This window comes from Neisseria bergeri (genome assembly GCA_003044455.1).
GTDB lineage: Bacteria > Pseudomonadota > Gammaproteobacteria > Burkholderiales > Neisseriaceae > Neisseria > Neisseria bergeri.
The window spans coordinates 182,013-206,805 of the sequence record POWY01000002.1 but is presented as its reverse complement, the minus strand read 5'-3'; the positions used below and the strand labels follow the sequence as shown (position 1 = coordinate 206,805).

Here is a 24,793-nt window from a genome sequence, read left to right as displayed (position 1 = left end):
GGGTTTATTACACCAAGAGGAACAGCATATCCAATTTATGGAAGATAAGGAAATGATATGATATCTATTTTTAAAGCTTATTACGATATTTATGAATTTAATGGAGAACTATTAAAAAGATGTATATTTTTAGATGAAGAAAATAATGAAATAATTAAAGATAGAATATATGAATACTTAATTTATGTTTTAACAGGAGACCTTTATCTACAAAAAGACATTGATGAAAATTTAGAATTTATCCATCAAGCAGAAAATAATCCCAATGAAGTTTATTCAGGAGGTGGACAAGGTTTTTGCTGGGATATTTCTGCTGAAAAAGTAGTTTTCTATAACAACGAATTTGATGAAGAAGACGGCTGGCCTGATTTAAGCTGTTCGCTGCATACTTTTAAAACTGCTTTAATTGCTTGGAATGCTTTTTTGCAATTGCCTAAAAGTATTCATTCGGTGGTGGAAACCGTGATTGAGGAATAAGCATAATGGCTTAATGAATAGAATCAGAAAGTATAGATTGGGCTGCAAATCCACGCTTATACGCTGCGCCATGATTAAGATGTTAGGACTTGTATTGAATACAAGTCCTCATAAACGAATGGCAGCAATCCTTTGATTTAGATAAGATCCTTGATTTAGAATAATGTGGATTAACAAAAACCAGTACGGCGTTGCCTCGGCTTAGCTCAAAGAGAACGATTCTCTAAGGTGCTGAAGCACCAAGTGAATCGGTTCCGTACTATTTGTACTGTCTGCGGCTTCGTCGCCTTGTCCTGATTTTTGTTAATCCACTATATAAAAATGCCGTCTGAAACCCGAAATCGGTTTCAGACGGCATTGGTTTATGCGGCAGGTTGGGGCTTAGCGGTCTTTGTAACGGCGTTCGCTTTTGTCTGCAAAAGAATCGCCGGCTTTGCGTTTGCCTTTGAAGCCTTCGCCGGTTTTTCTGAAACTATCTTTCTTAAAGCCCTCTTTCTTGAAACCTTCGCCGCGCGTTTTGCCGCCGAAGCCTTCTTTGCCCGGTTTATGATCGCCGCGCCGGCCGCCGGATTTACGATCGCCCCAGCCGCCTTTGCCTTTCGGCTTGCCGCCGGCCGGTTTGCGTTTGCGTGTCGGTTCCATGCCTTCGATGGTCAGCTCAGGCAATTTGCGGCCGATGTATTTTTCGATTTTGTGTACTTTGACGTATTCGTTTACTTCGGCAAAAGTAATCGCGATACCGGTGCGGCCTGCGCGACCTGTACGGCCGATGCGGTGGACGTAGTCTTCCGCCTGTTTCGGCAGGTCGTAGTTGATGACGTGGGTAATGGTCGGTACGTCGATACCGCGTGCGGCAACGTCGGTGGCAACCAAAATTTTGCAGCGGCCTTTACGCAAATCCATCAGCGTGCGGTTGCGCCAGCCTTGCGGCATATCGCCGTGCAGGCAGTTGGCGGCGAAACCTTTTTCGTACAACTCATCCGCGATGACCTCGGTCATGGCTTTGGTGGACGTGAAAATCACGCATTGGTCGATGTTGGCGTCGCGCAGGATGTGGTCGAGCAGGCGGTTTTTGTGGCGCATATCGTCGCAGTACAGCAGTTGTTCTTCGATTTTGCCTTGGTCGTCCACGCGTTCGACTTCGATGACTTCAGGGTCTTTGGTCAGTTTGCGCGCCAGTTTGCCGACCGCGCCGTCCCAAGTGGCGGAGAACAATAAAGTCTGACGGTCGGCCGGGGTGGCTTTGACGATGGTTTCGATGTCGTCGATAAAGCCCATGTCCAACATACGGTCGGCTTCGTCCAAAATCAGCACTTCCAAGCGGGCGAAATCGACTTTGCCGCTTTGCATCAAGTCCATCAGACGGCCCGGCGTGGCGACAATTAGGTCGACCGGTTTGCTCAAAGCACGGGTTTGGTAGCCGAACGATGCACCGCCGACGATGCTGACGGTACGGAACCAACGCATATTTTTGGCATACGCCAGCGCGTTTTTCTCGACTTGCGCCGCCAATTCGCGGGTCGGCGTTAACACCAACGCGCGCGGGCCTTTGCCCGGTTTTTCGCTGCGTTTGGTCAGCCGCTGCAACGTCGGCAGCAGGAAGGCGGCGGTTTTGCCGGAGCCGGTTTGCGCCGAAGCCATGATGTCGCGGCCTTCCAAAGCAAACGGAATGGCTTGCGCCTGAATCGGTGTCGGGCTTTCGTAACCCTCGCTGCTCACGGCGGACAAAATGTTTTTATCAAGGTTCAAATCGGCAAATTTAATAGACATGGCTATCCTTGGAAGACAACAACGCCCGCGTCCGAAAGGTTCAGACGGCCTGAAGCAGGGAAGGGTAACGATACGGGGAATGTGAAGTTACAGGGTTGTCGCAAGCGGCTCGCTTGTGGTTTACATCGACGGCAACCTGCACAGATACGCTTTGCAAAATCAAAGCAACAAAAGAAACGCGCCCGGAAGGGCGGTTTAGGTTGGAAGGCGATGGCTTCGTATGACAAGATAAGCGGCGGATGGTATAGGGTTTGCCCGAAACGGTCAAGCAATCGGGCGTTAATTACAGTAAAATTGCCGTTTTCCACTTTATTCCGCCTGAAATCAATGACCGACATCACACCGTTTGCCAACCGCATGGGCAAAAACATCAAACACCTTATGAAATGGGCGAAACGCAACGGCATCGAAGCCTGGCGCATTTACGACCGCGATATTCCCCAATTTCCCTTTGCCGCCGATGTTTACGGCGACCAAATCCACCTTCAGGAATACGATACCGGCTGGCTGATGCAGCACGAAGAATACGAAGCGTGGCTTGCCGAAGTGCTGGAAGCCGTCGCCTTCGTTACCGGTTTTGCACCCGAACAAATCCACCTCAAACGCCGCGAACGCCAAAAAGGTTTGCAGCAATACGAGAAAACCGGAAAGGCGGGCGACGATTTCGTTATTGCCGAAAACGGCCGCAAGTTTTGGGTCAACCTTGATAAGTATTTGGATACGGGGCTTTTTTTGGATCATCGAAACACGCGCAAAAAAGTCGGCGAAACGGCGGCGGGCAAACGGTTTTTAAACCTGTTTTCCTACACCGGCAGCTTTACCGTCTATGCGGCGACCGGCGGCGCGGCATCCAGCGAAACCGTCGATTTGTCCAATACGTATCTCGATTGGGCGAAGCGCAATTTTGAATTGAACGGCATCGATATGGAACGGCACAAAATTGTCCGCGCCGACGTGTTCCAATATCTTCAGACGGCATATGGGGAAGGCAGGCGGTTTGACCTCATTGTGATGGATCCGCCCAGTTTTTCCAACAGCAAGAAAATGTCCGACATTCTCGACATCCAGCGCGACCACAAAAAGCTGATTGACGGCGCGGTGAAGCTGCTCGCTTCAGACGGCATTTTGTACTTTTCCAACAACCTGCGCAGCTTCGTTTTGGACGATTCGGTATCGGAACAATACGCCGTAAAAGACATTTCCAAACAATCCGTTCCCGAGGATTTCCGCAACAAAAAAATCCACCGGTGCTGGGAAATCCGCCACAAATCTTAAGGGTGCGAAAAAGCCGCCGAAATCTTCCGGCGGCTTTTCGATTGCGCTTTATCAGGCGATGGAGGCTTCGACAAAGGCGGTCAGCTGACCTTTTGCCAATGCGCCGACTTTGGTAGCCACGACTTCGCCGTTTTTGAACACCATCAGGGTCGGAATACCGCGCACGCCGAAACGGGACGGGGTGGCTTCGTTGTCGTCGATGTTGATTTTGACTACTTTCAGACGGCCTTCAAATTCGGCGGCGATGTCGTCCAAAATCGGGGCAATCATTTTGCAGGGGCCGCACCACGGAGCCCAAAAGTCCAGCAGGACGGGGAGGTCGGATTTCAAAACATCTTGCTCGAAGGCGGCATCGCCGGTGTGTACGATTAATTCGCTGCTCATTATTTTTCCTTTTCGGTTGGGATTGGCACGATAGCGTGCAGGATAGGGCTTGGGCATAAAAATTTCAAGTGGGCGGGCGGGATAATAGTTTTTCTGTACCGTCCCAATCGCCTTTGCAAATTCTAAAAAACGGTTCGGACAGTATTTTATTTTTGAAAATTACTTTTATTATCAAAATGTAAGGAATGTTTTTGAAGCTGTACAGAAACGCGCGGGCGGTGTATGCTCCGTTTAAATAGATTCTTAAAGTATGAATGTTCAAAACCAAACCCGAAACCCTATAAAAGGAACACTGCGATGACTGATTTTTCCGTTTGGGAAACTGCTCCCTTTGGTGCGACTGTCGATCATATCCTGCAACGCTACCACAATGTACACCGTGCACAATTTGAAGAATTGGTGCCGCTGGCGCAAAAAGTGGCCCAAGTCCATGCCGATACCTTTCCGGCGGAAATTGCCGGGCTGCTTGCCTATATGCAGAACGAACTGCTGATGCATATGATGAAAGAGGAAAGGATGCTGTTTCCGATGATTAATCAGGGTGTCGGACGCGGTGCGGCGATGCCGATCAGCGTGATGATGCACGAACACGAAGAACACGACCGCGCCATCGCACGGCTCAAAGAGCTGACCGACAATTTCCAAGCGCCCGAAGGGGCTTGCGGAAGCTGGACGCGGCTTTACGCGCTGGCGAAAGAAATGGTGGAGGATTTGAACGACCACATTCATTTGGAAAACGATATTCTGTTTGTCCGCGTACTTGCTTCTTAAGGAACGGGAGTCGGATATTTCCATGCCGTCTGAAACACGGTTTTCCGCTTCAGACGGCATTTCCACGTTTCAGCACAACAATTCGGGCGGGATGCGGCACACGGGAATCGGGTTGATTTTGTGCTGCATCGCGCGGTGCAGCCGCGTATAGATTTCCAAAACTTCGCGCCGCCGCCCTTCAAAATCTTCGGGTTTGCGCGTGCCGTACACGCCCATTGCCCACTCCAGTTCGGGATAGCTTGCGCCCATCTGTTCCTCGTCGGTGCGTTCCGTATCCCACAGGCCGTCGGTCGGCGGAGCTTTTTGAATCGCCTTGTCCACGCCCAATGCTTCGGCAAGTCGGTAAACCTGCGTTTTGGTCAGGTCGGCAATCGGACTGATGTCCACGCCGCCGTCGCCGTATTTAGTAAAAAATCCCACGCCGAAATCTTCAATTTTATTACCTGTCCCCGTAACCAGCAGTCCGTGTATCTGCCCGTAGTAGTACAGGGTCAGCATACGCAGGCGGCTTCTGGCGTTGGCGAGGGAAAGCGGCTGATTGTCAAATACCGTCTGATGAACGCCGACGGTTTGTTCAAAGGTCTGGAAGGTGTCGGTCAGATCGACCGTTTGCGCGCTTACATTGGCATATTGCCGTTGCAGATTGCGGATGTGCAGCCTTGCCCGCTCAAGCTGGTCGGGGTGTTGGCGTATCGGCATATCCAGAAGCAGCGTGGTGCGGCCGGTGCGGGCGGCGAGTGCTGAGACGACGGCGGAATCGATGCCGCCGGAAACGCCTACGACGAATCCTTTTACATTTGCCTGAGCGGCGTATTCGTCCAACCATCGGACAATATGTGTGATAACTGCCTGCGTATCCATTTTTCCTCCTGTTGAAAATATCCGCATCATAGCCTGCCGGCGGTGCAATTTGAATAGATTGCAGGCAGGTTGATGAATATTTTTCCCATTCCCCGCTTAAAAAAGTCATACGGGCAAAGTCGGGCGGCAAGATGGCGCGTGTTATAATATTGTTGACAATTTAGGCGGGCTAATGTCGCCTTAGGCTTTTAAACATATTCATATTTTTTATTATTTGATTGATTCGATGTCTGATTTTTTTCATTCTGACGTATTGTCCGTTTCTGAGTTGAACGCATTTGCCAAAAGTCTTTTGGAAAACCACCTTGCCGGTTTGTGGATTGCGGGCGAAGTGTCCAATCTGACCCGTGCCGCCAGCGGGCATTATTATTTCTCACTCAAAGACAGCCGCGCACAGGTGCGTTGCGCGATGTTCAAAGGTGCAGCGGCGCGTTTGGCGAAGCCTTTGAAAGAAGGCGACCATATCGAGGTATCAGGAAAAATCAGTATTTATGAAGCGCGGGGCGAATTTCAAATTACCGTGAATGAGGTGCGGCTCAAAGGTTTGGGGCAGCTTTACGAAGCCTACGAGCGGTTGAAGGCGCAGTTGCAGGCGGAAGGCGCGTTTGCGGCGGAACGCAAAAAACCTTTGCCCGCCCGTCCGCAATGTATCGGCATCGTAACCAGTCTGGCGGCGGCGGCTTTGCGCGATGTTGTAACCACCTTAAATCGCCGCGCGCCCGAAATCCCCGTTATCGTCTATCCGACCGCCGTTCAAGGCGCGGGCAGCGAATTTCAGATTGCCCAAGCGATTAAAACCGCATCGCAACGCGCCGAATGCGACGTATTGATTGTCTGTCGCGGCGGCGGCAGCATTGAAGACTTGTGGGCGTTTAACGAAGAACCGGTCGTGCGCGCCATTGAAGCCTGCACGATTCCGGTCGTCAGCGGCGTAGGCCACGAAACCGATTTCACGCTCGCCGACTTCGTCGCCGATATGCGCGCGCCCACGCCGACCGGTGCGGCGGAGCTGGTCAGTCCCAACCGCCAAGAATCGCTACATCGTCTCGCCCAAGCGCAAGGCCGTCTGAAAACCGTTTTGGAGCAACGCTATTTCGATGCCAGCCAAAAACTTGACTGGCTTGCGCGGCAAATCCGTCATCCGCGCCAAAAGCTCAATGAACAGCGCACCTACATTCACAAACTGGCGCAAACCCTATCCTACTCGATGACGCAAAACGTCCGCGCCCACACTGCCCGTTTCGAACGCCAAACCCAAGCCCTGCAACATTACCGTCCTGATGTTTCCGTTTACCGGCAAGACATCGACCGCTTTCAGACGACCTTGTCGCACGCCTTCCGCCAGCTGCTCGCCCGTCGCCGCCAAAGTCTGGCTGCCCAAGCCGCATTGCTCGAAGCCGTTTCGCCGCAGCACATTCTGGAGCGCGGCTTTTCCGTCGTCAAAAACACACGCGGACAAGTCATCCGCAACGCCGATGTTTTGAAGCAGGGGCAGAAGCTGCACATTACCTTCGCCGACGGCGAAGCCGACGTGCGCGTAAGCAAAGAACAAGGGCAGCAGGATTTGTTTGATTGTATTTAAACTCAATCGGAAAAACCGCTCCCCCTCTGCCGTCATTCCCGCAAAAGCGGGAATCCGGAAGCGAAAAGCCGCAGGAATTTATCGGAAAAAACAGAAACCTCTCCGTACACCCAAAATGTTTCAGACGGGGCATCTTGGGGCGGATAAAAACCAACCAAATATTTTTATAATTTTCAATAAGTTACATTGATCAAATGAAATTTTATTTTTCAACTGACAGAAAGAGGATGTTATGAAGTTTTTAGACCGTGAGGCAAGCATTGCCAAGCCGGGTTTCAACCGTTGGCTCGTACCGCCCGCAGCATTGGCGGTGCACCTTGCCATCGGGCAGATTTACGCCTATTCCGTATTCAACGCGCCGCTGACCAAACTTATCGGCATAACCGAATCGGTGGCCGGAGATTGGAAGCTGACGACCGTAGGTTGGATTTTCAGTATCGCACTCGCGATGCTGGGCGCGTCGGCCGCCCTGTTCGGCACATGGATGGAACGGGTAGGGCCGCGCAAAGCCATATTTGCCGCCGCCTGCTGCTTCAGCCTGGGCTTTTTCGTATCCGCATTCGGCGTGAGTACGCACAACCTCTTCCTGCTTTATTTGGGCAACGGCGTCATCGGCGGCGTAGGCTTGGGTTTGGGCTACATCGGGCCGGTTTCCACACTGATGAAATGGTTTCCCGACAAGCCGGGTATGGCGACCGGTTTGGCGATTATGGGTTTCGGCGGCGGCGCAATGCTCGCCTCGCCGCTTTCCGTATCACTGATGAACGCCTTTTCAAACGCTGCTTCGGTTGGGGTTGCCGAAACCTTCGCCGTATTGGGTCTGCTTTACCTCGCACTGATGATGTTCGGCGCGTTTACTATCCGCGTACCTGCCGACGGCTGGAAACCTGAAGGCTATACCGCGCCGAAAACGCAAAACAAGCTGGTCAGCAGCAATCATGTCAACGTGTCCCAAGCCATGAAAACGCCGCAGTTTTGGCTGTTGTTCTGGGTATTGTGCCTGAACGTAACCGCCGGCATCGGCGTATTGGGTCAGGCATCCGTGATGATTCAGGAACTTTTTTCCGAAACCTCCGTAGGCAGGCAGGCGGCAGTCGGCGCAGGTGCGGCGGCAGGCTTTGTCAGCCTCCTTAGCCTGTTTAACATGGGCGGACGCTTTTTATGGTCGAGCGTTTCCGACAAAATTGGACGCAAAAACACCTACACCATCTTCTTCGTACTCGGTTCGCTGCTGTATTTCGCCGTTCCCTCCATCGGCGAGGGCGGCAGCAAAGCCCTGTTCATCATCGGCTTTTGCGTGATTATTTCCATGTACGGCGGCGGATTTGCCGCCATTCCCGCCTACCTGAAAGACCTGTTCGGCACCTATCAGGTCGGCGCGATTCACGGGCGCATCCTGCTGGCCTGGTCAACCGCCGCCGTCATCGGCCCGGTACTGGTCAATTACATACGCCAAAGCCAAATCGACAGCGGCATACCGGCGGCACAGGCATACAGCGTAACCATGTACATTATGGCGGGCCTGCTGATTATCGGTTTGTTGTGCAATCTCGCCGTCAAATCCGTACACGAAAAACACCATGAAAAAGACATCAAAACCGCCGCACACAGCGGCAACCCCGATGACGAAACCGCCATATCCGACGCTTACCTTGTGGGCGAAAAAGTTTCCGGCGGCGGCATATCGGTCTGGTGGCGTTGGGCATTGGCCGTCATACCGCTCGCCTACGGCGTGGTGATGGTCTTTGTCAAAGCACTCGACCTTTTCTCCTGAAAACGTCCGAACAAAATGCCGTCTGAAACAGCAGATGTTTCAGACGGCATTTTGTTTCAGGTCGGGTTGTCTTGGTTGGGAAGGGAATGTGCCGTGTTGTCGGTGATGCCGTCTGCGTTTTGGATTTCTTGGGGGATTTGGGGTTTGAGGAGGCGGAACAGTGCTTGTCGGACGGCGGTTTCGATGCGCTTGCGTATGGATAGGAGGATGAGGAAAATCAGGATGAATAGGGCGGTAAAGATGAAGAGGCCGTACAGATAGCTGCCCAGCAGTTGTCCGATAAGCAGGGAAAGGCTGAGCAAGGCGAGGATAAGGGTGAAAATGCCGGTCAGTCCGGCAGTCAGCCAAAACAGTATGGTCGCGGCCCGTTCGGCGGTTTTGCGGGCAAGTGCTTCCTGTTTTTCGTGAACCATGCCGGTAAGGGGGTTGACGGCGTAGGTTTTGATTTTGTGTTTGAGGTAGTCGAACACGGGGCATCCTCGGGATTATGGGGACATTCCCCAAAGAAATACGAAAAGGATACTAATTATGATATTTGGATGTAAGAAATTTTTTGCTATTGAAGTAACCAAGCTACCAATAAAATCCTATTATTCCACAATACCATTGAGAATTTGGATAAATTCTATACCGCTAGGAACATTTAATGATGAGACCTATATTCCCGTATTTATAGCCCGCCTTGAGCGATGTTTATCGAATCAAATTAGATTACCGGAAGATATTATTAATTCCAATACCAATAGGAAATTTTATTATCTAATCAATGATGAGACCACTAGTGAATATATTGTAGGGCTTGGGGATTCATTTGATGATTATCAAATGTATTATTTTAATAATAAAAATCGTGTTTCATTTTTATGGAAATTACGTGAAAATACATTTTCAAATTATAGCTATGAATACGATTGCAACGATTTATTTGAGTTTGAATTAGAGAAGAAGATAATTGAAAATAGTATACTAATTTTTAAGGAAGCTATCGATAATAATAATATTAAATATAATATTGTGAAAATGAATGAATGATTTTTAATAATTTTTTAATATAGGCTAAGACTATGGTAGAAAAATTTCACAGTATGCCGTCTGAAGGTGTGGCGTTTCAGACGGCATTTTTACTTTCAGGCTTTTTTGCGGCGGCGTTCGCCGGGCAGCAGCATGTCCGCCCATTTGAGGATGTTGGCGACTTCGGCGGGGTTGAGTTCGTAGAACTGTCCGCGTTTGAGGCGGTTGGGCAGTCCGATGGGGCCGAAGCCGACGCGCACGAGGCGGCTGACGGTGAGTCCTTGGCTTTCAAAAATGCGGCGCACTTCGCGGTTGCGGCCTTCTTTAATCACGACGTTGTACCATTTGTTCGCGCCTTCGCCGCCTTGTTCGCGGATGCGTTCGACTTTTGCCAAGCCGTCTTCGAGCATTACGCCTTCTTCGGTGAGGCTGCGCATTTGTTCGGTGGTCAGCCCGCCCAGTACGCGCACGGCGTATTCGCGTTCGACTTCGAAGCTGGGGTGGGCGAAACGTTGGACGAGTTCGCCGGAGGTAGTAAGGATGAGCAGGCCGCTGGTGTTGATGTCCAAGCGTCCGATGGCGACCCAGCGGCTGCTGGCGGCCTGCGGCAGGCGGTCGAATATGCTGACGCGGCCTTGCGGGTCGTCGCGGGAAACGATTTCGCCTTCTTGTTTGTAATACAGGATGATGCGCGGCAGGCGGTCCGCCCATTTGAGTTTGATGATGCTGCCTTTGACGGTAACGTGGTCGTCGGGGGTAACTTTGTCGCCCAGTTGCGCGGTTTTGCCGTTGACCGTTACCCAGCCGTTGGTAATCCATTCTTCCATTTCGCGGCGCGAGCCGACACCGGAGGCTGCAAGCACTTTTTGCAGGCGTTCGGGTTCCATGCGCGACAGGTCGCTGCGGCGTTCTTTCAAATCGCGCGCGTGTTCCATAATTTTTTGGTTGGGATTGCGGACGACGAGTTTTTTGGCTTTGGCGGCGCGCTGTTTGGGGGCGTTTTGCGGCTTGATGCCGTCTGAAGCTTTTTGTCCGTAAGCTTGGGCGGCGGTTTTGCCCATTTCGTCTTTGGGACGGGCTTTGCTTTTGAAAGGTTTGGCGGTTTTCTTGGCAGACGGGGCTGCGCCGTCGCGCCATTGGCGTTTGCTGGTGGGCTGTTTGGACATAATTTTTCCTAACTCGCCTGATAAGGCGGTTCTTCTGCGGCGTGTGCGGCAGGACGGGTTGATAAAATGCCGTCTTTGTTCGGGACGGGCTGCCATTGTACCTGATGCGGTGTGTTTGTGGATGAAATCGTCGCTGCGGCTTTGGGGACAAAGTTTGTGCAACGGTTGAAATCGGTTTGTGTGCGAGAGTAGAATCTTTTAAATGATATAGTGGATTAACAAAAATCAGGACAAGGCGACGAAGCCGCAGACAGTACAAATAGTACGGAACCAATTCACTTGGTGCTTCAGCACCTTAGAGAATCGTTCTCTTTGAGCTAAGGCGAGGCAACGCCGTACTGGTTTTTGTTAATCCACTATAAGAGGAGCGGTAAATGGATTTGCACAATATTCGGGAAGATTACAGCAAACGGGAATTGTCGGAAGGCGATTGCGCCGACAATCCGATCGAGCAGTTCGAGCGGTGGTTGGACGAGGCGGTACGCGCACAGGTCAACGAGCCGACGGCGGTCAATGTGGCGGCGGTCGATGGACGCGGTAGACCCAACAGCCGTATGGTGCTGCTGAAGGAAGTTAATTCTGAAGGTTTTGTTTTCTTTACGAATTATCACAGTCGCAAGGGGCGTTCGCTGGATGCTCATCCATTTGCGGCGATGACGTTTTTTTGGCCGGAGCTGGAGCGTCAGGTGCGCGTGGAAGGGCGTGTTGAAAGGCTGGCGGAGAAGTTGTCGGACGAATATTTTGAGAGTCGCCCGTATCAGAGCCGTTTGGGTGCGTGGGCAAGTGCGCAGAGCGAGGTTATTCCGAACAAGGCGGTATTGGTGGCAAAGGCGGCGGCGGTCGGACTCAAACATCCTTTGCATGTGCCGCGTCCGCCGCATTGGGGCGGCTATATTGTGATTCCCGATTTGCTTGAGTTCTGGCAGGGCAGACCGAGCAGGCTGCACGACCGCATCCAATACCGTTTGCTGGATGGCGGCTGGATACGCGATCGGCTGTCGCCTTGAACAGGAAAAAACATATGCCGTCTGAAAACCGGAATCAGGTTTCAGACGGCATTTTTTCACGGGGAAAATACGGACGGGAAGTTTTTTGTGTTCCGAACGGAAAGCCCGAATCTTCTTTATACCGGGGAATTATGATGCGGACGGCGTGAATGCGTCGGAGAAAAACAAGTTTTCCGGCAGCTTATGCTGTTGCACAAACAGATTCTTTGTTTGTTCGGTCATGGCCGGAGAACCGCAGGCAAATACTTCGTATTCCGACAGGTCGGGGTGGTCTTGTGCCGCGATGTCTTGTACGTGGCCTTTTCTTCCCTGCCAGCTTTCTCCGGGGCGGGACAATACGGGGGTGAAGCAGGCGTTTTTCAGACGGCATGTCAACCCTTGTGCTTCTTCGAGGGCATACAAATCATCTTGATGACGCGCGCCCCAGTAGAAATGGACGGCGCGGCTGCTGTTTTGGCGGATAAGGTCGAGCAGGATGCTGCGGATGGGGGCGTAGCCTGTGCCGGTTGCCAGCAGGATAACGGGTTTGCCGCTGTCTTCCTGCAAGGTAAACGAACCGAGCGGACCTTTAATGCGGACGATGCCTTTTTCTTTGACTTTGGGTTCGCTGCCGAAAATCATTTCCGAACAGACACCGTTTTCGCGCCTGCGGATGTGCAGTTCCAAAATGCCTTCTTGGTCGGGCGGATTGGCGATGGAGTAGCTGCGGCTGACGTTGCCCGGCAGCAGTAAATCAATGTATTGCCCAGCGTAGAAGGCAAACGGCGGGGCTTTGGGCAGGGCAAGTTTCAGGAGGGCGACATCGTGTTTGAAAATAATATTTTCGATGCGTGCGGGCAGAGTGCGGACGGGTAGGGCATCGGCTTTGTAGCCGGGGATGTTGATGCTGATATCGCTTTGCGCAGTGGTGCAGCACATCAAAATCTTGCCTTGCGCTTTTTCTGCTTCGGATAAAGCCTGTTCCGAGTGTCCGCCCATTTGAATATCGCCGCTGACCAGTTCGGCTTTGCATTGCCCGCATACGCCGCTTTTGCAGGAATGGGGCAGGTTGAGGTTTTGTCGGGCGGCGGCGGCTAAAACGGTTTCACCGTCGCCGGCGGCAAAGGTGGTTTGGTCGGGCAGGGTAACGGTGTGGTTCATGGAATATTGTTTTTATGCTGTTTTAATGTGGTCAGACTGTGAAAATGCCGTCTGAACGTCGGATTTGGGTTTCAGACGGCATCTTGCTTATCAGGCAAGTTTGGCTTTAATCAGTTCTTGAACTTGCGCGGGATTGGCCTTGCCTTTGCTGGCCTTCATCACTTGCCCCACAATCGCATTCAGGGCTTTTTCGTTGCCGGATTTAAACTGTTCCACGGCTTTGGCGTTGTTTGCCAGCACTTCGTCCACCATGGCTTCAATCGCGCCGGTATCGGTCATCTGTTGCAAACCGTGTTTTTCGATGATTTCGGCAATGGTGGCTTCGGGTTCTGCCCACATGGCTTCAAAGGCTTTTTTCGCTAACTTGCTGCTTAATGTGCCGTCGGCGATTTTGCCTACCAGCGCGGCGAGGCGCGGGGCGGTAATCGGGCTGTCGGCAAGTTCCATGCCTTCTTTGTTCAGCGTAGCGGCAAGTTCGCCGTTCATCCAGTTGGCAGTCAGCTTGCCTTGTCCGCTTTCTTTGGCGGCTTCTTCAAAATAGGCAGCCTGCACGCGGCTGGCGGTGAGCAGGCGCGCGTCGTAGTCGCTCACACCGTAGTCTGCTACGAAACGCGCTGCCATTTCTTTCGGCAGCTCGGGCATTTCTGCTTTGGCTTTTTGCAACCGGTCGTCTGAAATGATGACGGGCAGCAAATCGGGGTCGGGGAAGTAGCGGTAGTCTTGCGCGTCTTCTTTCAGGCGCATTACGCGGGTTTCGCCTTTTTCAGGGTCGAACAGCATCGTCGCCTGCTGTACTTTACCGCCGTCTTCCAAAATCTCGATTTGCGCTTCCGCTTCGTAATTAATCGCCTGCTCCAAGAAGCGGAAGGAATTGAGGTTTTTAATCTCGCGGCGCGTGCCGAACTCTGCTTGGCCTTTCGGGCGAACGGATACGTTTGCGTCGACGCGGAATGAACCTTCCGCCATATTGCCGTCGCAAATGTCCAGCCAGGTGACTAAGCTGTGTAATGCCTTGGCGTAGGCAACGGCTTCGGCGGCGGAGCGCATTTCAGGTTCGGATACGACTTCCAACAGCGGCGTGCCGGCGCGGTTCAGGTCGATACCGGTCGCGCCGTTCAAGCCTTCATGCACGGACTTGCCTGCGTCTTCTTCCATGTGCGCACGGGTTACGTTGATGGTTTTCACATCGTCGCCGACTACGATTTCCAATTTGCCGTGTTCGACAATCGGTAAGTCCAACTGACTGATTTGATAGCCTTTGGGCAAGTCGGGATAGAAGTAGTTTTTACGGTCGAACACGTTTTTCTGATTGATTTTCGCATTTAAAGCCAAACCCAATTTGATGGCTTTTTCAACGACTTCACGGTTCATTACCGGCAGTACGCCCGGCAAAGCACATTCCACCACGCTGGCGTGCGCGTTGGGTTCTGCGCCGAATGCGGTCGATGCGCCGCTGAAGATTTTGGATTTGGTGTTCAATTGGACATGGATTTCCAAGCCGATTACGGTTTCCCAGGTCATGTTGAAGCTTTCTCAAACAAATTTCTGATTAATGGAATTCTCGATATCATCGAGCATTTGATGGCGTTTCCTATACATTGAACGTTTTTTGCTCTCTATTTCTGCTTCTGATTTCCTAGGGAAGCTTTGCGGAAGAGACCAATAACCGTTGCTTAGTTTTTGTCCTTGGACAGACTGCCAAAACTCATTGTAATTAATTAACACCCTTTTTTTTAATTTCCAGCGGATTTTAACATGATGTTCCTGTGAAATCCCAAGCAGGCTGTTAATCTCAAAACGCGCGGCCAGCAGTTGTAAAACAATGATCATGAATTGCTGCGGGCGCAGGCCGTGCATGGTTTTGGTTAAAGAGCGCACGATGTCTTTTGCGTCTTCACCGGCGGGGCCCTGTACTGAAGTAATGAGTAGCCCGTTGTCTTTTGTGAAAGCAAATGTCGACGTGTAAAGGCGTTTTCCTGACTCGTCCCTTAAGGAAACAGCCCAAAAACCTTCATTGCTGCAGAGGTCGTTGCGATTCAGCTGCAAGGTTAAATGATCGGTTATTTGGGCTAAAACATAAGGTTGTTCCTGGTTGAATTTCTCAATTACAGAAGAACCGAATAATTTCTCCGCCCTTGTCAAATCGGTAATTAATGCCTCCAAACGGTCTGATGCAAAGATAAACCTCTTGTCCAAGTAGGTATGTATCAATGGATAGCTTGCTGCTGCCGACTTTTGGAAAAAAGTGCGCCAGTATGGGGAGGCATTGATGAAATTCTCAAATTGTTTAATTTGAGGAAGCGCGGCCAAGCAACGTATTCTGAATTTTAAATGCTTAAATCCATAATACGAAGAGGTTGCAAATATTTCCTTAAAACGGGGAAAGGTATAGGGTGTCGTCATAAGTGTCCAACATAAGCATAACTGTTTATGGAGTATTACAGCGTGCAACCGATATGCACGGTGTAAGAATTATTCCATATAACCTTTTCAAATTGCTTTAAATTCCGGAGGACGGAATTTTTTAAGATGATTTTATTTGCAGGTTTTTTGATGCCAATCGCTGTTGAGTTGGATTTGGTGTGCCGCACCGAGTATTCGTGCTTCGGAGAAATAGTTGCCGATAAGCTGAACGCCGATGGGCAGTCCGCCGCCGCTGAAACCTGCAGGCAGGGTCAATGCGGGTAGTCCGGCGAGGTTGACGGCGATGGTGTAGATATCGCTCAAGTAGGTTTCAACCGGCGAAGAATCCGCTCCGATTTTTGGGGCTGCAGTGGGTGCGGTCGGCGCGAGGATGAGGTCGCACCGTGCAAATGCCGTCTGAAAATCATCGGCAACGAGACGGCGCAGTTTTTGGGCTTTGAGATAGTAGGCATCGTAGTAGCCGTGTGACAGTACATAAGTGCCGATCATGATGCGGCGTTTGACTTCGCTGCCGAAACCTTCGGCGCGGGTTTTGCCGTACATTTCTTCCAAATCGCCGAATTGGGCGGCTCGGTGTCCGTAGCGCACGCCGTCGTAACGTGAAAGGTTGGTACTGGCTTCTGCGGAGGTGAGGACGTAGTAGGCGGGAATGGACAGCTTGGTTTGCGGCAGGGAAACTTCGACCAATTCCGCGCCTTGTGCTTTCAGCAAATCAATGGTGTTCTGCAATGCTGTCTGAACATCGGTGCTGTTGCCTTCGCCGAAGTATTCTTTGGGCAGGCCGATTTTCACGCCTTTGAGCGGTTGGTTCAAATCGCGGGTGTAGTCTTCTTTTTCGCTCTCGAGGCTGGTGGAGTCTTTGGGGTCGAAACCTGCCATCGCGTTTAACAGAATCGCGCAGTCTTCGGCAGTTTGCGCCATCGGGCCGGCCTGGTCGAAGCTGGAGGCGTAGGCGACCATGCCGAAGCGGGAAACCGTGCCGTAGGTAGGTTTGATACCGGTAATGCCGCAGTGTGAAGCAGGCTGGCGGATAGAGCCGCCGGTGTCCGAACCGAGCGCGGCAGGGGCGAGACGTGCGGCAACGACGGCGGCGGAACCGCCGGATGAACCACCGGGTACATGCTCAAGATTCCACGGATTTTTGGTTGCGCCGTAGAACGAGGTTTCGTTGGTCGAACCCATGGCAAACTCGTCCATATTGGTGCGGCCGAGCGTTACCATGCCTTCGTCGAGCAGGTTTTGGACGACGGTGGCGGTGTAGGGGGAGATGAAGTTGTCGAGCATTTTGGAAGCGCACGCGCTGCGCCAGCCGGTTTGGCAGAAAATGTCTTTGTAGGCGACGGGAACGCCGGTAAGTGCCGAAGCGTTGCCCTGAGCGATACGTTCGTCTGCGGCACGGGCTTCTGCGAGGGTTTTATCTTGGTCGATGGTGATGTAGCCGTTGAGGGCGGGATTTTTTTCGGCAATGGCGGCGAGGTATTCGTTTGCCAGTTCGACGGCGGAAATCTGTTTGGACTGCAACAGGCTGCTTGCCTGTTTCAATGTGTATTGGGTCATAAATCTTCCATCCCTAAAGGGTTTCAGGCGGTATTGCTGATGCCGTCTGAAGCGTATTCGGATTATTCTTCGATAACTTGCGGTACGATGTACAGGCGGTCGCGTACTTCCGGTGCGACCGCCTGATATTCGGCGGCGCGGTCGGTTTCGGTTACTTCGTCTTCGCGCAGGCGCAGGGCGGCCTCGTGCGGGTGCGCCATCGGTTCGATGCCGTCTGTGTTGATGTTCTGCATCTGTTCGACCATAGTGAAAATGTCGTTTAATTCTTGAAGCGATTTTTCTTTTTCTTCCGCAGTCAGGTGCAGTCGGGAGAGTCGGGCGATTTTGTCTACGTCGGCAAGTGTCAGTGCCATGAAAAGCATCCTTGTCTGATGGTAAAGATACCGTCGTTCGGGTATGATGGGGCGTATTGCTTGAATTTTTAATTATAACGGAAAAATCCGTTGCGGCGGCAATTTGCAGCATCAGATGCCTGCCGCACGGGTTTGAAGGAGGGGAAATAATGGGATTGGGTATGGAAATCGGCAAGCTGATTGTGGCTTTTTTGGTGCTGATCAATCCGTTTAGCGCGTTGTCGCTTTACCTTGACCTGACTAACGGGCACAGTACGAAGGAGCGCAGGAAGGTCGCGCGGACGGCCGCCGTCGCCGTGTTTGCCGTGATTGCGGTATTTGCGCTGATCGGCGGTGCGCTGTTGAAGGTTTTGGGCATCAGCGTCGGTTCGTTTCAGGTCGGCGGCGGGATTTTGGTGCTGCTGATCGCCATTTCGATGATGAACGGCAACGACAATCCCGCCAAGCAGAATCTCGGCGCGCAGCCGGAAACGGGGCAGGCGCGCCCCGCCCGCAATGCCGGGGCGATTGCCGTCGTGCCCATCGCCATACCGATCACCATCGGTCCGGGCGGTATTTCGACCGTGATTATTTACGCTTCGGCGGCTAAAACATACGGCGACATCGCGCTGATTATCGCGGCCGGTTTGGTGGTCAGTGCGATTTGTTATGCCATTTTAATCGTTGCCGGGAAGGTCAGCCGCCTGCTGGGCACGACGGGGCTGACGATTTTAAACCGCATTATGGGTATGATGCTGGCGGCGGTATCGGTGGAGATTATTGTGTCGGGACTGAAAACGATATTCCCGCAACTGGCAGGTTGATTCGATGTTTCACAGTGTCAATGTATTTACGGGCGAAACGCTTTACCGCCGCTCCGCTCAAGATTATGCGGAGTTTGAACGGCAACTGGCGGATTTGAAAATGCGCGGCGGGGCGTTCGCGCAATTGGGCGTAACCGAACGTGCCACGCGTCTGAGGCGGTTTGCTGACCGTCTGGAGGCGGAGAAAGAGCGTTTTGCAGAAATGGTGTGCGAGGAAGTCGGCCGCTGCCTGCACGAATGTCGCGCGGAAATCGGCAAGTCTATCGAACTGATACGCTATTACGCCCGTCTTGCCCCCGAACTGCTCGCCCACAAAACCATTGCGACGCAGGCGAGTTTGAGTCAGGTGCGCTTCGAGCCTTTGGGCGTGGTGTTTGCCGTCATGCCTTGGAACTATCCCGTCTGGCAGGTTTTGCGTTTCGCCGTTCCCGCCATGTGCGCGGGCAACGCGTGCGCCGTCAAACCCGCACCCAGCGTGGCACGCGTCAGTCAGGCGTTGTTCGATTTGGCTTCAGACGGCATTCCTTTGGCAGGCGTGTGGCTGGATGAGGCGGACACGCTCAAAGCCATCGAACACACCGACGCAATGGCGTTTACCGGTTCGACGCATACGGGGCGCATCCTTGCGGCACACGCGGGCGCAAACCTCAAGAAAACCGTGTTGGAGCTCGGCGGCAGCAACGCCTTTATCGTGATGCCCGATGCCGATTTGGAACGCGCCGCCGCAGAAGCCTGTTATTCCCGTTTCCGCGACGCAGGACAGTCGTGTAATGCCGCCAAGCGCATCATCGTAACCGAAGCCGCAGCCGATCGTTTCATCCCGCTGTTTCTCGCCGAATGCGCCAAATTGAAAATGGGCGACCCCAAACATCCCGATACCACGCTTGCACCGCTGCACCGTGAAGATTTGCGGGAGCGGGTTCACGGGCAGGTTGAAGATGCCGTTGCAAACGGCGCGGTATGCCTGACCGGCGGCAAAGTTCCACAGGGGCCGGGATGGTTCTATCCCGCAACGGTTTTAGATAGGGTAAATCCTGCCTGCCGGGTTTGGCATGAAGAAGTATTCGGCCCCGTCGCCCTGATTTTGCATGCTGCAAACGAAGATCATGCCATCGCCCTTGCCAATGATTCCCCGTTCGGGCTCGGTGCCTGCATTTATACCGCCGATACTGACCGCGCCTGGCGGTTTGCCGAAAAAATACAGGCGGGATCGGTGTTTATCAACCGCCATACCAGCAGCGATTTGCGCCTGCCTTTCGGAGGGGTTAAAGATTCCGGTTACGGGCGCGAATTGTCCGAATTCGGGCTGTACGAGTTCGTCAACGTCAAAACCTACTGGCAGAAATGACAAACCCCGTGCCGCTTCAGACGGCATGGGGTTTGCGCTAGAGCCGATTAACGGCAGTATTTGTTCACATCGTTATTGTATTTACGGATCAAATCATCCTTGTTTTTCGCATTTGAGTTTCCCACCGCCTTCAGGTTCATTTTTGAAATCCGGCAGTTTTCTTCTTTGTTCTGCCGTTCGGTTTCGGCAATTCTTTTCTTTTCTTCCTCAAGCTGCCCGTTTTTCTCGGCAATATCCTTTTCGTTTTCCTTCGCACTGCCCGCATTCTGATCGACGGCAGGTTTGGGCTTGACCGCCGGTTTGGTTTGGCGCGTCCGCAGGTTGAGGATTTGGCTCTGGTCAGGATGGAGCTGTTTCGGTACATCCGAATAGCTGTTGCCGCCGCCGTCCTTCCAAGTAAAGACGGCGGCTTCGGCAGGCGGTATGAGCAGGAAAGAGGCGAGGGTAAATATGATGACGGATAAAGAAAAGTTCATTAGGGTTTCCTTAATGGTTGGCTGCCGAGGCAGCATCAGGATTGGCTCGGGCGGTGTTTTTCCGGGTTCGGGCCAAAGTGGGGAAGACACTCCGCCTTATATGGTGCTTTATATATTGGGGTAAAACAGATTCCCAAAAATATCATTGGAATATGCTTATGCTACCGTATATTTCGACAAAGAAAAAGAAAATTGCAGCCCGGTGTGTATAAAATCCGAAGGGGCGCGTGATTCTGCCTTTGGTGTTGAATCGGTTGAATCTGCGGTATTTTGATATTTTTATAGTGGATTAACAAAAATCAGGACAAGGCGACGAAGCCGCAGACAGTACAAATAGTACGGCAAGGCGAGGCAACGCCGTACTGGTTTTTGTTAATCCACTATAATTGATGAAATGCCGTCTGAACGCTTTGAAAAGGGTTCGGACGGCATTTTGTTTAAACAGGGTTATTTGCGTTGCAATACAGCGGCGAAGAAGCCGTCGGTTTGGTGTTTTGCCGAATCGAGGCGCAGGTATTTTCCGGTATCCAAATCGACCTTCAGGCTTTGCAGCAGCTCGGCGCAGTTGACGGGTTCAAATTCGGGATGTTCGGACAGGAAGCGTTCGACTTGCAGCTCGTTTTCTTCGGGCAGGATGCTGCAAGTGGCGTATACCAAGCGTCCTTGCGGTTTGACCAGTTTGGATGCGGCATCAAGGATGCTGTGTTGCTGTTCCAAAAGGTTGGCTACGGTCTCGGCAGATTGGCGGTATTTGAGGTCGGGATTGCGGCGCAGTGTGCCTAAGCCGGAGCAGGGCGCGTCCACCAACACGCGGTCGGCTTTGCCTGCCAGTCGGGCGATACGGCTGTCGTGTTCGCTGCTGATGCGTTCGGGGTGGACGTTGGTCAGTCCGGCGCGGGTCATGCGCGGTTTGAGGTTGGCAAGGCGTTTTTCGGCGATGTCGAAGGCGTAGATTCTGCCTCTGTTCGCCATTTGCGCGCCGACGGCGAGGGTTTTGCCGCCTGCGCCGGCACAGAAATCGACAATGATTTCGCCGCGTTTTGCACCGACGAGCAGGGCAAGCAGTTGGCTGCCTTCGTCTTGGACTTCCAGCGTGCCGTCCAAAAACAACTCGTGTTTGTTAAGCGCGACTTTATTTTTCAGGCGGATGCCCCAAGGCGAATAAGGCGTTGCCTCTGCATCGGCACTTTCGGCTTGCAACAATGGCAACACTTTATCGCGTTTGCCTTTCAAGGTATTGACGCGGATGTCGAGCGGGGCAGGTTGGTTGATGCTGCGGCCGAAGGCAAGGATTTCTTCTTCGCGCCAATGCTGTTGCAGTTGTTCCACCAGCCATTGCGGCAATTCGGCGGCGGTATTCAGGCCGTCTGAAAACTCGGTTTTACGGGCTTTCAACTTGCCGAGAAACTCTGTTTCTTCTTCATCAAGCAGGTCTTTGATTTGGCTGATGTTGGTGCTTCTGCCGAGAACCAGTGCGGCGAGTGCGGCTTTGCGCGGCTGCGCGTGAGGGCGGCGCAGGGCGGTACTGATTTTTTGATAGTGGCGCAGCGCGGCAAAGGCGGTTTCGGCGATTTCGTGGCGGTCTTGCCTGCCGAGCTTTTTGTGTTCGCGGAAATAGGCGGAGAGGACGGTATCGGAAGGCTGTTTGAAAGTCAGCATTTCAGCCAAAACTTTGGCGGTATGGTCGAGTTGTGCGGCGTTCATAATGTAATGGGTTTCTCTTAAAGTTGGTAAAGGGTTTCAGACGGCCTTCATAATGCGTTCGATTTCGTGCCAAAAGCCGTCCGGCCGACATTCCAAGACGGCAATCAAACCTTGTCCGATATGGCGGATTTCGGTTGCGTTCAATGTTTCGGTTTCGGCGACACGCGCAGGCGAGAGGTAGTCCATACGGTCGAGCAGATGGTAGCGGGCTTCTCGGCGTTCAAACCCGTATTCAGCCCAATCTTGAATATAGATGCCGCACCAGCCGTATGGGTTAAGTGGCGGCTCAAAAGCATGGAAACCTTGTGGAAAAAAGCCGATACCGCGCACGATGGACGCGGGTTTTACGTCAAGCGGCAAATCGTGCCGCCGCAAGGTTCGGATGCCGTCTGAAGTGTGCGGCAGACCGAGTTGGGCGGTCAGTTTGGCGGCTTTTCCCAACAGCGTGTCTTTGGGGTTGAGTCCGCGCATGTCTTCGGGTTTGCCCGTGCCGCCGCCGTAGTATTTGCAGGTCAGCTCGATATGGTAGGGCTTGCCGTTAAGCCTTGCCACAAAATCCGCCGCGCCTTGCGTGCCGCCGTCCGAACCGGAAACCGTCAGGTTGTGCGCGTGCAGTTCGGCGTGCGGCGCGTTAGCAAACCAAAATGCCAGCAGTTCTTCGGCGTAAATGCCCAAGCGGCGTCCGAACGGGGCGCGTCGGGCGAGGTGTTCCGTCAGCGGCGCAGGATCTGCATCCAATGCCAAAAGGTAACGGAAACCGCGTTCCCCCAATAATTCGCGTACGCCCAATTCACAACCGCTTTGCCACAAAGGCGGCGCAGTCAGCAGCGAGGCTAAATCCCGCACGGCAGGGTCGGTCAGTTTCCACCACAGGGCATCGAGGGCGTAGTTCATGGTTTTCCTGTTTCTGTATTCTGATTTTTCCTGAAATGCCGTCTGAAAAGCGGATTCAGACGGCTTGTGCTTAGGATTGCCCGTCCTTCAGACGCTGTTGCAGCGTATTGAAAAAACCGCGCAGGATGTCGATGTCTTCCGTTTGCGTGTTGGCGCGTCCGAACAGGCTCTGCATATGGCGCATCAGGCGTTCGCCGTTGCGGCGGTTGAAAAAGCCGATGCTGTCCATCACGCTTTCCATATGGGCGACCATACCTTTGATTTGTTCGTGGGTGGCGGCGTGGTCTTCCTGTTGCAGGTGGGTCATGGGCATATCGGTCTGGCTGAAGATTTCGTAACACGCGACCTGCACGGCTTGGGCGAGGTTGAGCGAGAAATAATCGGGGTTGCCGTTGATGGTCATCAGGCGGTTGCACGCCCGGACTTCTTCGATGCTCAAGCCGAAAGTTTCGTTGCCGAACACGAGTGCGGCCTGTTCGCCGCGTTGCGCCGCCTGCAACAGCTCGGGAACGAGTGTGCGCGGCGTTTGCAGCGGTGCGGTGATTTCGCGGCGGCGGCTGGTCAGGGCGCAGGCGATGGTAGTGTCGGCAAGGGCTTCGTCCAAAGAAGCGGCAATGGTGGCATTTTCCAAAACGTCTGCCGCGCCGGAAGCGAGGATGAAGCTTTCTTCCGGTAATTTAAACGATTGCAGATGCTCCGGATCGAACACGGGCGGATTTTCCGTCATCGGCGTTGCCATCAGATTGGGGGCGACGATGGTCAGTTTGTGCAGACCCATTGTTTTCATCGCGCGCGCGGCGGAACCGATATTGGCGGGATGGCTGGTGCGCGTGAGGATAATGCGGATGTTGCCGAGATAGTCGGGCAGGGCGGGTTTGAGAGCAGTCATGTTCGGTTTTCGGTCGGAATGGAATAGGGTATAATGCGCCGTCTTTTTCGTTCGGACGGTCAAATGCCGTCTGAAATGTTCTTTAACAACGTCGGAAATTTAACGTTGCGCCTGAAGCAGACACACGTCAGGCGGTATTTTACCCGATTTGGCAGGATTTACCCCAACCAAATAAACTCCGATTTTGCCGCTCCGAAGGACTGCGCGTCCGAACCGGCGGTATGCCACCCTTAAGGAAATCTGATGAATCCGTTTTTGAATACAGCCTTTAAAGCCGCCCGCCGTGCCGGTCAGATGATGATACGCGCCGCAGGCAACCTCGATGCCGTCAAAACCGACAGCAAAGCCTTCAACGATTTTGTTTCCGATGTTGACCGCAATTCCGAAATCATCCTGGTTGAGGCTTTGAAAGAAGCCTATCCGCACCACAAAATCACTTGCGAAGAAAGCGGCTCCCACGGTAAAGCCGCAGCCGAGTACGAATGGATTATCGATCCGCTTGACGGCACGACCAACTTCCTTCACGGCCATCCTCAATACGCCATCTCTATGGCACTCCTGCACAAAGGCGTGTTGCAAGAAGCTTTGGTGTACGCCCCCGAACGCAACGACGTTTACATGGCATCCCGCGGCAAAGGCGCGTTGCTCAACGACCGCCGCATCCGCGTTTCCAACCGCATCGAATTGAACCGCTGCCTGATCGGTACCGGCTTCCCTGTTGTCGATCAAAGCATGATGGACAAGTACCTGGCGATTTTGAAAGATTTCTTGGCAAAAACCGCCGGCGGCCGTCGTGAAGGCGCGGCTTCTTTGGATTTGTGTGCCGTAGCGACTGGTCGTTTTGACGGCTTTTTCGAGTTCAACCTCAAACCGTGGGACATTGCCGCAGGCGCATTGATTGTCCAAGAAGCGGGCGGCATCGTTACCGATATGTCGGGTGAAGACGGCTGGCTGGAAAGCGGCGATGTTGTCGCCGCCAATCCCAAAGTGCTGGCGCAAATGTTGAAAATTATTTCTGCACACGTTTAATCCGAGTCTTTCCCGAAGGAGGGGAAGAATAGAATGCCGTCTGAAATACCCGACCGTATTTCAGACGGCATTTTGCTTTGAAGCGGAACAATCTTTTG

Annotated in this window: 25 protein-coding genes; 11 read left to right on the top strand and 14 right to left on the bottom strand. The window is 52.7% G+C overall.

The genetic code is table 11. The features are described from left to right. The first annotated feature begins 57 nt into the window (after positions 1 to 57). Entirely contained in the window at positions 58 to 477 is a 420-nt protein-coding gene (locus tag DBY86_RS04080) for a hypothetical protein (RefSeq protein WP_019271405.1), read from the top strand. A 381-nt stretch (positions 478 to 858) separates the two neighbouring features. On the opposite strand, the gene DBY86_RS04075 is transcribed toward DBY86_RS04080, so the two are convergent. After that, a complete protein-coding gene (locus DBY86_RS04075; protein ID WP_107819012.1) occupies positions 859 to 2,247 on the bottom strand; it encodes a DEAD/DEAH box helicase in 1,389 nt (462 codons plus the stop codon). 327 nt (positions 2,248 to 2,574) lie between these two features. Here DBY86_RS04075 and DBY86_RS04065 point away from each other — a divergent pair, with 327 nt between their 5' ends. Beyond that, positions 2,575 to 3,522: a class I SAM-dependent methyltransferase gene (locus DBY86_RS04065; RefSeq protein ID WP_199901040.1), complete on the top strand. Its 948-nt coding sequence runs from the start codon at positions 2,575 to 2,577 to the stop codon at positions 3,520 to 3,522. 51 nt (positions 3,523 to 3,573) lie between these two features. Here DBY86_RS04065 and trxA read toward each other — a convergent pair whose 3' ends face one another. Further along, positions 3,574 to 3,906, bottom strand: coding sequence for a thioredoxin TrxA (trxA, locus tag DBY86_RS04060; protein ID WP_002247584.1), 333 nt, complete (start codon positions 3,904 to 3,906; stop codon positions 3,574 to 3,576). Between the two features lie 297 nt (positions 3,907 to 4,203). On the opposite strand from trxA, the gene dnrN reads away from it, so the two are divergent. Beyond that, complete coding sequence (dnrN, locus tag DBY86_RS04050) at positions 4,204 to 4,677, top strand: iron-sulfur cluster repair protein DnrN (RefSeq protein ID WP_107819009.1); 474 nt, start codon at positions 4,204 to 4,206, stop codon at positions 4,675 to 4,677. 69 nt (positions 4,678 to 4,746) lie between these two features. On the opposite strand, the gene nadE is transcribed toward dnrN, so the two are convergent. Then, entirely contained in the window at positions 4,747 to 5,568 is an 822-nt protein-coding gene (gene nadE, locus DBY86_RS04045; RefSeq protein ID WP_107819008.1) for an NAD(+) synthase, read from the bottom strand. Positions 5,569 to 5,764: 196 nt separating this feature from the next. Between nadE and xseA the strand changes: the two genes are divergently transcribed. Together xseA and DBY86_RS04025 are read left to right on the top strand one after the other, a co-directional pair. Further along, positions 5,765 to 7,120 carry an exodeoxyribonuclease VII large subunit gene (gene xseA, locus DBY86_RS04035; protein WP_107819043.1) on the top strand — a complete coding sequence of 452 codons (1,356 nt, stop codon included), beginning with the start codon at positions 5,765 to 5,767 and terminating at the stop codon, positions 7,118 to 7,120. A gap of 232 nt (positions 7,121 to 7,352) precedes the next feature. Then, entirely contained in the window at positions 7,353 to 8,894 is a 1,542-nt protein-coding gene (locus tag DBY86_RS04025; protein WP_107819006.1) for an L-lactate MFS transporter, read from the top strand. A gap of 56 nt (positions 8,895 to 8,950) precedes the next feature. On the opposite strand, the gene DBY86_RS04020 is transcribed toward DBY86_RS04025, so the two are convergent. Next, complete coding sequence (locus tag DBY86_RS04020; protein WP_107819005.1) at positions 8,951 to 9,364, bottom strand: hypothetical protein; 414 nt, start codon at positions 9,362 to 9,364, stop codon at positions 8,951 to 8,953. A gap of 58 nt (positions 9,365 to 9,422) precedes the next feature. Between DBY86_RS04020 and DBY86_RS04015 the strand changes: the two genes are divergently transcribed. Next, on the top strand, positions 9,423 to 9,926 hold the full coding sequence (locus tag DBY86_RS04015; RefSeq protein ID WP_107819004.1) for a hypothetical protein: 504 nt from the start codon (positions 9,423 to 9,425) through the stop codon (positions 9,924 to 9,926). Positions 9,927 to 10,021: 95 nt separating this feature from the next. Here the strand turns inward: DBY86_RS04015 and DBY86_RS04010 are convergent, their stop codons facing one another. Further along, positions 10,022 to 11,071 carry a pseudouridine synthase gene (locus DBY86_RS04010; RefSeq protein WP_199901039.1) on the bottom strand — a complete coding sequence of 350 codons (1,050 nt, stop codon included), beginning with the start codon at positions 11,069 to 11,071 and terminating at the stop codon, positions 10,022 to 10,024. A 374-nt stretch (positions 11,072 to 11,445) separates the two neighbouring features. On the opposite strand from DBY86_RS04010, the gene pdxH reads away from it, so the two are divergent. Beyond that, positions 11,446 to 12,078 (top strand): pyridoxamine 5'-phosphate oxidase, encoded by a 633-nt coding sequence (pdxH, locus tag DBY86_RS04005; RefSeq protein WP_107819003.1) that lies wholly within the window; start codon positions 11,446 to 11,448, stop codon positions 12,076 to 12,078. Between the two features lie 129 nt (positions 12,079 to 12,207). On the opposite strand, the gene DBY86_RS04000 is transcribed toward pdxH, so the two are convergent. From DBY86_RS04000 to gatC, 5 genes are all read right to left on the bottom strand, one after another. Continuing rightward, positions 12,208 to 13,218: a 2Fe-2S iron-sulfur cluster-binding protein gene (locus DBY86_RS04000; RefSeq protein ID WP_025457727.1), complete on the bottom strand. Its 1,011-nt coding sequence runs from the start codon at positions 13,216 to 13,218 to the stop codon at positions 12,208 to 12,210. Positions 13,219 to 13,308: 90 nt separating this feature from the next. Continuing rightward, positions 13,309 to 14,739, bottom strand: coding sequence for an Asp-tRNA(Asn)/Glu-tRNA(Gln) amidotransferase subunit GatB (gene gatB / locus DBY86_RS03995; RefSeq protein ID WP_025457726.1), 1,431 nt, complete (start codon positions 14,737 to 14,739; stop codon positions 13,309 to 13,311). Between the two features lie 12 nt (positions 14,740 to 14,751). Then, positions 14,752 to 15,621 (bottom strand): VirK/YbjX family protein, encoded by an 870-nt coding sequence (locus DBY86_RS03990; protein ID WP_025457725.1) that lies wholly within the window; start codon positions 15,619 to 15,621, stop codon positions 14,752 to 14,754. 132 nt (positions 15,622 to 15,753) lie between these two features. Continuing rightward, positions 15,754 to 17,199, bottom strand: coding sequence for an Asp-tRNA(Asn)/Glu-tRNA(Gln) amidotransferase subunit GatA (gene gatA, locus DBY86_RS03985; RefSeq protein ID WP_025457724.1), 1,446 nt, complete (start codon positions 17,197 to 17,199; stop codon positions 15,754 to 15,756). A gap of 62 nt (positions 17,200 to 17,261) precedes the next feature. Continuing rightward, positions 17,262 to 17,552 (bottom strand): Asp-tRNA(Asn)/Glu-tRNA(Gln) amidotransferase subunit GatC, encoded by a 291-nt coding sequence (gene gatC, locus DBY86_RS03980; RefSeq protein ID WP_002229589.1) that lies wholly within the window; start codon positions 17,550 to 17,552, stop codon positions 17,262 to 17,264. 149 nt (positions 17,553 to 17,701) lie between these two features. On the opposite strand from gatC, the gene DBY86_RS03975 reads away from it, so the two are divergent. Next, the gene (locus DBY86_RS03975) at positions 17,702 to 18,355 is read left to right on the top strand and encodes a MarC family protein (protein WP_107819002.1); all 654 of its coding nucleotides are present in this window, start codon (positions 17,702 to 17,704) and stop codon (positions 18,353 to 18,355) included. Positions 18,356 to 18,359: 4 nt separating this feature from the next. Continuing rightward, positions 18,360 to 19,703 carry an aldehyde dehydrogenase family protein gene (locus DBY86_RS03970; protein ID WP_107819001.1) on the top strand — a complete coding sequence of 448 codons (1,344 nt, stop codon included), beginning with the start codon at positions 18,360 to 18,362 and terminating at the stop codon, positions 19,701 to 19,703. 47 nt (positions 19,704 to 19,750) lie between these two features. Here the strand turns inward: DBY86_RS03970 and DBY86_RS03965 are convergent, their stop codons facing one another. From DBY86_RS03965 to DBY86_RS03945, 4 genes are all read right to left on the bottom strand, one after another. Next, positions 19,751 to 20,179 carry a DUF4124 domain-containing protein gene (locus tag DBY86_RS03965; protein ID WP_107819000.1) on the bottom strand — a complete coding sequence of 143 codons (429 nt, stop codon included), beginning with the start codon at positions 20,177 to 20,179 and terminating at the stop codon, positions 19,751 to 19,753. 447 nt (positions 20,180 to 20,626) lie between these two features. Further along, entirely contained in the window at positions 20,627 to 21,883 is a 1,257-nt protein-coding gene (locus DBY86_RS03955; protein WP_107818999.1) for an RsmB/NOP family class I SAM-dependent RNA methyltransferase, read from the bottom strand. Positions 21,884 to 21,919: 36 nt separating this feature from the next. After that, on the bottom strand, positions 21,920 to 22,777 hold the full coding sequence (locus tag DBY86_RS03950) for a DUF1853 family protein (RefSeq protein WP_107818998.1): 858 nt from the start codon (positions 22,775 to 22,777) through the stop codon (positions 21,920 to 21,922). A 70-nt stretch (positions 22,778 to 22,847) separates the two neighbouring features. Next, entirely contained in the window at positions 22,848 to 23,666 is an 819-nt protein-coding gene (locus DBY86_RS03945) for an RNA methyltransferase (protein ID WP_107818997.1), read from the bottom strand. Positions 23,667 to 23,729: 63 nt separating this feature from the next. Here DBY86_RS03945 and DBY86_RS03940 point away from each other — a divergent pair, with 63 nt between their 5' ends. Beyond that, the gene (locus DBY86_RS03940) at positions 23,730 to 23,900 is read left to right on the top strand and encodes a hypothetical protein (RefSeq protein WP_199901038.1); all 171 of its coding nucleotides are present in this window, start codon (positions 23,730 to 23,732) and stop codon (positions 23,898 to 23,900) included. A 9-nt stretch (positions 23,901 to 23,909) separates the two neighbouring features. Continuing rightward, on the top strand, positions 23,910 to 24,695 hold the full coding sequence (locus DBY86_RS03935; protein ID WP_101116026.1) for an inositol monophosphatase family protein: 786 nt from the start codon (positions 23,910 to 23,912) through the stop codon (positions 24,693 to 24,695). The last annotated feature ends 98 nt before the right edge of the window (positions 24,696 to 24,793 follow it).

What these genes read in the sequence shown, in the direction of transcription:
- gatA (WP_025457724.1), bottom strand. Translation starts at nt 17,199, where the DNA reads ATGACCCAATACACATTGAAACAGGCAAGCAGCCTGTTGCAGTCCAAA.
- gatB (WP_025457726.1), bottom strand. Translation starts at nt 14,739, where the DNA reads ATGACCTGGGAAACCGTAATCGGCTTGGAAATCCATGTCCAATTGAAC.
- DBY86_RS04015 (WP_107819004.1), top strand. Translation starts at nt 9,423, where the DNA reads ATGATATTTGGATGTAAGAAATTTTTTGCTATTGAAGTAACCAAGCTA.
- DBY86_RS04000 (WP_025457727.1), bottom strand. Translation starts at nt 13,218, where the DNA reads ATGAACCACACCGTTACCCTGCCCGACCAAACCACCTTTGCCGCCGGC.
- DBY86_RS03990 (WP_025457725.1), bottom strand. Translation starts at nt 15,621, where the DNA reads ATGACGACACCCTATACCTTTCCCCGTTTTAAGGAAATATTTGCAACC.
- DBY86_RS04010 (WP_199901039.1), bottom strand. Translation starts at nt 11,071, where the DNA reads ATGTCCAAACAGCCCACCAGCAAACGCCAATGGCGCGACGGCGCAGCC.
- nadE (WP_107819008.1), bottom strand. Translation starts at nt 5,568, where the DNA reads ATGATGCGGATATTTTCAACAGGAGGAAAAATGGATACGCAGGCAGTT.
- DBY86_RS03955 (WP_107818999.1), bottom strand. Translation starts at nt 21,883, where the DNA reads ATGAACGCCGCACAACTCGACCATACCGCCAAAGTTTTGGCTGAAATG.
- DBY86_RS04075 (WP_107819012.1), bottom strand. Translation starts at nt 2,247, where the DNA reads ATGTCTATTAAATTTGCCGATTTGAACCTTGATAAAAACATTTTGTCC.
- DBY86_RS04025 (WP_107819006.1), top strand. Translation starts at nt 7,353, where the DNA reads ATGAAGTTTTTAGACCGTGAGGCAAGCATTGCCAAGCCGGGTTTCAAC.
- DBY86_RS03975 (WP_107819002.1), top strand. Translation starts at nt 17,702, where the DNA reads ATGGGATTGGGTATGGAAATCGGCAAGCTGATTGTGGCTTTTTTGGTG.
- DBY86_RS03935 (WP_101116026.1), top strand. Translation starts at nt 23,910, where the DNA reads ATGAATCCGTTTTTGAATACAGCCTTTAAAGCCGCCCGCCGTGCCGGT.
- trxA (WP_002247584.1), bottom strand. Translation starts at nt 3,906, where the DNA reads ATGAGCAGCGAATTAATCGTACACACCGGCGATGCCGCCTTCGAGCAA.
- gatC (WP_002229589.1), bottom strand. Translation starts at nt 17,552, where the DNA reads ATGGCACTGACACTTGCCGACGTAGACAAAATCGCCCGACTCTCCCGA.
- DBY86_RS03950 (WP_107818998.1), bottom strand. Translation starts at nt 22,777, where the DNA reads ATGAACTACGCCCTCGATGCCCTGTGGTGGAAACTGACCGACCCTGCC.
- DBY86_RS03945 (WP_107818997.1), bottom strand. Translation starts at nt 23,666, where the DNA reads ATGACTGCTCTCAAACCCGCCCTGCCCGACTATCTCGGCAACATCCGC.
- DBY86_RS03965 (WP_107819000.1), bottom strand. Translation starts at nt 20,179, where the DNA reads ATGAACTTTTCTTTATCCGTCATCATATTTACCCTCGCCTCTTTCCTG.
- xseA (WP_107819043.1), top strand. Translation starts at nt 5,765, where the DNA reads ATGTCTGATTTTTTTCATTCTGACGTATTGTCCGTTTCTGAGTTGAAC.
- DBY86_RS03970 (WP_107819001.1), top strand. Translation starts at nt 18,360, where the DNA reads ATGTTTCACAGTGTCAATGTATTTACGGGCGAAACGCTTTACCGCCGC.
- DBY86_RS04065 (WP_199901040.1), top strand. Translation starts at nt 2,575, where the DNA reads ATGACCGACATCACACCGTTTGCCAACCGCATGGGCAAAAACATCAAA.
- DBY86_RS03940 (WP_199901038.1), top strand. Translation starts at nt 23,730, where the DNA reads ATGCCGTCTGAAATGTTCTTTAACAACGTCGGAAATTTAACGTTGCGC.
- pdxH (WP_107819003.1), top strand. Translation starts at nt 11,446, where the DNA reads ATGGATTTGCACAATATTCGGGAAGATTACAGCAAACGGGAATTGTCG.
- dnrN (WP_107819009.1), top strand. Translation starts at nt 4,204, where the DNA reads ATGACTGATTTTTCCGTTTGGGAAACTGCTCCCTTTGGTGCGACTGTC.
- DBY86_RS04080 (WP_019271405.1), top strand. Translation starts at nt 58, where the DNA reads ATGATATCTATTTTTAAAGCTTATTACGATATTTATGAATTTAATGGA.